General features: G+C 59.0%; 4 protein-coding genes. 3 read left to right on the plus strand and 1 reads right to left on the minus strand.

All coding sequences use genetic code 11. The features are described 5' to 3' along the window. The coding region (locus C451_RS20330; protein WP_449271490.1) for a transposase at positions 1 to 588 on the minus strand (588 nt) is incomplete at its 3' end. A gap of 214 nt (positions 589 to 802) precedes the next feature. Here C451_RS20330 and C451_RS21475 point away from each other — a divergent pair. From C451_RS21475 to C451_RS00810, 3 genes are all read left to right on the plus strand, one after another. Continuing rightward, positions 803 to 1,486 (plus strand): hypothetical protein, encoded by a 684-nt coding sequence (locus C451_RS21475; protein WP_152420306.1) that lies wholly within the window; start codon positions 803 to 805, stop codon positions 1,484 to 1,486. Between the two features lie 303 nt (positions 1,487 to 1,789). Beyond that, positions 1,790 to 4,282 (plus strand): phage NrS-1 polymerase family protein, encoded by a 2,493-nt coding sequence (locus C451_RS00805; protein ID WP_007736607.1) that lies wholly within the window; start codon positions 1,790 to 1,792, stop codon positions 4,280 to 4,282. 174 nt (positions 4,283 to 4,456) lie between these two features. Next, on the plus strand, positions 4,457 to 5,656 hold the full coding sequence (locus C451_RS00810; RefSeq protein WP_241431127.1) for a transposase: 1,200 nt from the start codon (positions 4,457 to 4,459) through the stop codon (positions 5,654 to 5,656). The last annotated feature ends 284 nt before the right edge of the window (positions 5,657 to 5,940 follow it).

Here is a 5,940-nt window from a genome sequence, read left to right on the forward strand (position 1 = left end):
GCGGCTCGCCGCGACGAGCGTGAGTTTGTCGCCCGGTGCTCCCTCCCAGCGTGATCGGCCCGGTTCCCCAGAACCGCCGCGGGAGAGACCATCCCGCGGCGGCGATTGACCTTTGTAGCCCGAACACTTCGAGCCGGTTTCATCGATCTGTGTTGGTCCCTCAACGGTGTGCTGGATGCGCTCCCAGACGAGGGGAAAGCCGCGTTCGAACGCGGCTTCCCCATCACGGAGTTGCGCATGGATTGTGTCGTAGCAGGAATCGAATAGCTGGGCGATCTGGTTGATGCTGAGCAAGGTATCAGCGTAGAGAATGAAGATGAGAAGGAGTTCACCGGGTGTAAGACCGGTGTTTGCGAACGGCGTGTTTCGGGTGTATGTGAAGCTATAGCGGCAGTTACGACACCAGACTCGGGGACTGCTGTCCCGAGTCTGGAGAGCTGTTTCTCCACACTTGGGACAGGGAGCCTGCTCCCACGCACGCTTGCAGCGCCGCTCGACGATGGCGTCGAGCGGATCGGGGCGGAACACTATTGCTTGGCGCTCAACAACTTCCTGGAGCATCCCGCCGAAAGCTGTCTGTTGGTGCACATCCACTAGCATACGGCGGGATGCTGTAGTTCCTCCGCGACTGTTTCACCAGACTCGGCAAGAGCGTCTTAGGATGTTCTGTCAGTAGGCACTCCTCCACTTACAGGGGGAGGGGTCATTTACAACGGACGCATCCTTGTTCGCAGTCCATACTCAGGTGGAAGCTATGGCCGGTGCGCCTCGGTTTATTCCTGCACCGAGGCGCGAGGCAGCCATGAGTACAGACACATCTCAGCCCACTCCCGACTCGTATCAATCACTGACCGCACGCACCCGGCGTGCAATCAACGAATCCATGACCATCACTGCTTGCAGTCCGGGGGCGTATCTCGTTGAATCTGCGTCCGGGGCAACGTATGCCGTCGATCTCGCCCCTCATCCCGACACGAACAGGGCCCAGACAACGCATTGTACGTGTCCCGACTACACTGACCGCGAGCCTGCTGGCGGCTGTAAGCACCTCCGGCGCGTGAAACTCGATGTCGCGTTTGGCGAACTCCGCCATCCCAACGACTGGCCCACTGACGACGATCTCGCTGAACGTGAACCCTCTCGCCCCGACGACCAGCAAGAGACAGCACCTGTCCCACTCGCTGCTGATGGCGGACAAGTGCCACCGCTCTCTGGAAGCGATGATACCAGCAGTGCAGCCAGTACCGACCGCCACAGCAATCCAAATTCCCTGCCCGATGCATCCCCGATCTCCGACGAAGCGCCGCTCGACACCGATCTCGATACATCTCGCGACATGTGCTATCGCATCTCCGAACGAATCCAGGGACTCAACCACGAAATCGATCGTCGGCGGGGCGAACTCCGCGATCTCAAGACCGCGCTCTCCGTCTTTGAAGAACTGACTGGCACATCGGAGCCACCGACAGGTCTTCCCGGGCAGTGAGATATGTTGTCGATTATTGTACGAAACCCCTTTGTTAGCGTTGCACAATTAATCTAGTAAGCACGTGGAGACCGATGGATATGCACACACCTGCGCCCCGAGGCCGACCCGGAGAACAGACTGGTCTCCTGAATCCAGCGGCGGTATGTGGCGGTGATCATGCCCAGCGCCGGCACCGACACCGACACCGACACCGACACGGACGCCCTCTGCACCCACTCACTCGTTTGTTTTCAGCCCGGAGAGACAGAGTTACCCATGTCCTCCCCAGTCTCGATACGGTCCAAGGAGGTATCTGAATCGATGGCTTCCTCCGATATCTCCGTTCGCGAGCACCATGACCGAGTGAAAGACGCAGTATCCCCACTCTGCTCGCTTGATGGCAATCCAACACTGTTAGTCAACGACAAGAAAGGCTGGTACGTCACTCGTGAAAACCAGGCACAAGACAGCGAGCAAAACGATGGGCAAGACAGCAGCGAAGAGGAATTCCCGAAAGAGCGGCGAGCACGAAACTTCTGCGAGGACTACAACAGGGTGGCCGCTACCCGCCTCGAACGCACGCTCTACACTCTCACGTCGTACAAATACCCCGAGACGTTCGATCGGTGGAAACGCGCCCGATTCGATCCAGAGAGAGGCGACAACGGCGAATACGTCTACGCAGACCGCAAACCAGCGCCCCGCTCCGAAGACATCGCCGCCGTTGCTGTCTGGGGTGATATCGATCTCGAAGACGACCTCAAGCTTCAGCGGCCCGACCTCGACAGGGAAACCTATGACATCGCCGAGGAAGCCTACGAAGCGTACATCCAAGCGTTCGCTGACCTCTACGGTGGCCACGACGCGGTGTACATGCTCGATAGTGTCGGGGGAGCCTACATCTTCGGCGCACCCGAGGCAACACTCCCGGTTGTTCGGTACTACGCGGACGATGACGACGCCCGAGCGCGCGTTCTCTCCGAGCTCATCGACCGATCGAACGACTACCTCGGTGAAGCCCAGCAACGCATCAACGAGCGGGTCGATGGCGCTGGCGAGGTGATCGGCCCCGACTGGGCAAACAACATCAATCGGCAGTACAAGATGCCGCTCACGCTTCACGGCGATCACGACGCGGTCGTCACCCCCGTTGATGTCGAGGACGTACGCTATCGCGAGCCGGTCGCGGTCGAAGAAGTAGACGACACGCTGCTTGAGGGCGTTCACGAGTGGTGTGAGTCGTTCACCGCCGTCGAGTTCGAAGACCGAGTCACGGACCTCGTGGCCGGTCTCTGGCCTGATGAGTACGACGAACACGGGAGCTGGGAGGACGCACTCGATGCATGGATCGACGCCGAACGAGAGCGCGAGCGGCGCGAAGAACAGCGCCGGCAGGCCGCCGCCGAACGTCGCGAGCAACGCCTCGACGAGCTGGGCGAGGGGATCGAAGGCCAGCCGATCACGCCGTTCCTCCAGGATGTCTACGACGCACTCGACGGGATCGATACGGCAGAGGTAGTGCGCCACTACGCGAGCGACGAATGGGACTCGGGTGCGGATATGGCCGACAAGACCGAGTTCAATCCCTCGTGGCGGTCGAGCAAGAGCGGTCGGTCGTGTTACGTCAACCACAGCACCAATCGTTTCGGCGATCCCGGTGAGAGTGGCGGCGGGTACGCGGCGAAAGCGATGGCGCTCGGGAAGACCATCATCACCGACGCTTCGCAGGATCTGACCGGCGAAGAGTGGGCTGAGGCGGTCGATGCACTCCGTGACGCCGGCTACAACGTCCCGATCTGGACGCCAGAGAAGGGGTCACACCACCGCGATGGGAGCGAGTACGATGAAATGCCGTTCTGGGCGGTTCGAAAAGCAGCTGTCGCGTTGGGTGTCCTTCCCGAAGACGGGTTTACGACCAAAACCGGCGCGAGAGGGGAGGAATATCTCGGCTTCCCCGGTGCAGAGACGTACAACACGGTCCTCGACGAGATCGAGACCGTCGGGCTGGATCACAACCGCGACCACGTCGGCACGACCGACCAAACCGATTCGGTCCCCGATATCGATCTCAGTGCCGATCCCGAAACCAGCGTTGCCATCAGCGATGATGAACTCATCGAGAAGGCGCGGAACGCATCCAACGGTGAGAACTTCACTGCACTGTGGGACGGCAGCACTGACGGCCACGAGAGCCGGTCGAAAGCCGCTACAGCACTCTGCTTCCATCTCGCGTTCTGGACCGGTGGCGACGCCGACCGGATGGACCACCTCTTCCGTGACTCGGAGTTGATGTGGCCAGGCTGGGACGAATCGATCGAGCAGAACGGTACTGGCGAGTCATTCGGCAAGATAGCACTCAAACGCGCGCTCGCCGGCACGGACTCCTTCTACGAATCGCCACAGTCCGAGACGGACTCCAAGGAGGCAGCAGCCAGTCGAGATCGCGACGAACAGCAAGCACCAACCGAGAGTGCAGATGAGAGCGAGCTACCAACGGAACCGGCAACGACAGCAACCGACGACCGCACATCTCCCCAAGAGCAGCCGAGGGGAGAACAGACGAAAGCAGGACAGGCGGACGCAGAACAGACGGAGACGAAACAGACAGCAGGAGAACACGCACATCTCAAAGAGCAGAATCGCCTGCTCATCGAACGCGTCGAAACCCTTGAGGAAGATATCGAACAGAAAGAAGCCCGTATCGAGAAACTCGAAGCCCAGCTCGCATACTACGAAGAGAAACTCGCCCAGTCCGACGACGGCGAACGCGGCTCCAAACCCATCGTTGAGCGGGCTGTGCAGTATTTCCGATAGCGAAGAAGTGATTCCTGTTAAGAAGTTTCTCCGGCCCTACCAAGTAGAGTGTTGGTGAGGACGAGCGCCGCTATGCTCGGATAGTGAGAGGTTGTCTCGAATTATCGTGGCGTCGCTGCGGCGCAGCGACGCAACACATCATGTTCTTAGAAGGTTGGTGCGGCAGTGACTGTAGTGACACTCAGCCCCACCGCACCATCGGAATCGTTCGAGACCACGCCTCATGAACCTTCACTCGTTGAGGACCCGACGCTGGTCTGTGAGTGCGGGTCAGAGCGTGCGAACAAGCATGGAACCTACGATAGACACCCGCACGGGCGCGCGCCCGTGCGGGTTCAGCGATATCGATGTCGCATCTGCGGAGGGACATTCTCGCCGAGTCTGTCCTACATCGAGGACGACCACCAGTACACCAACGAGGTCAGACGGCTGGTACGCGTCGTGAACGCGTTCACCGACGCGTCTCTCGAACGGCTTCAGGACATCTGTACCATTCATTTCGGTGTTCGACCCTCTGACCAGCAGATTCGCAACTGGATCACCGAAGATACGGGGGAGATCGTCCGCAACGATCTCCCCACGTATTCGGGTATCTACACCTATGACGAGCAGTATCTCCACATCGATGGGAAGCGCGCATACCGGTTGTTGCTCTACGATGATCTCATGGGAGCACCCGTCGCCGAGCAAGTCGTCGACGGGTGCGAAAAGGCCACCATCCGTGAATTTCTCACCACTGCCCTCGAAGACAAGCCCGTCTTCGTCGTGACCACGGATGGACGCTCAGATTATGCCGAGATCGTAGAAGACGATCTCGGCGCGTTCCATCACCGGTGTCACTACCATTTCCTGAAAAACGGCGAGAAGAAGCTCCGGAACGAGGTGTTCCGGAGCGTTCGCTACTCGAACGCGGAGAAGCTTCACGCCGCGATCGTCTGGAGTGAGTTCAAGGGCGTGTTCGCGGCTCCGTCGTATGCAGCAGCTTTCCGGCGGTTTGAGGCGGTGCTCGATAAAATCGAGCACTTGCCGCCAGCGGTCCGGACCTACGTCAAGGAGGTGATGGAGAACTTCGACAAGTTCGCCATCCATCTCCGGGACGAATGGGTGCCGAGCACCTCAAACAACGCCGAACGCTACTTCAGCCACACGAAATCGACGCAGGTAAAGCGTCGATTTCGGACGGGTGATGGCGTCCAGTCGTTCCTCAAGACCCAGATGACCGTGCGGACGGTCAAACACGGATTCATCTCGCGGGAGGCATCGCTCGCGCGAATGCGCGAGCTCTTTCCAGACATTGAGATGGAGGCAGTGATCCCGCTGTTCACCGAGACGAAGAAGCGGTATCTGTGGAACCGCGATCTTGAGGCAGGCTAATCGATAGGAAGAGGTGCGCGAGCCGCTCCATGCGGAGCGGCTGCGCTATCGTGACGCGAATATACCTTCACGGAAGTAATAGAAATGAATACAAACCACTTTACTCATCTATTGGATCGATCAAAAGTATCGTTTCCAGCCGCGACACGTATCAGCTAACTAGCTGTAACGGCCTTGTCTTTCCCCTCAACAACACAACCCGCTTTCAGTACCTGATTCCGATCCCATGAGTTGTTTTGCGGAATCGGCGTGATTCAGACGTCTATTTCATGCGAATCAGGTAA

Source organism: Halococcus thailandensis JCM 13552, assembly GCF_000336715.1.
Taxonomy (GTDB): Archaea; Halobacteriota; Halobacteria; order Halobacteriales; family Halococcaceae; genus Halococcus; species Halococcus thailandensis.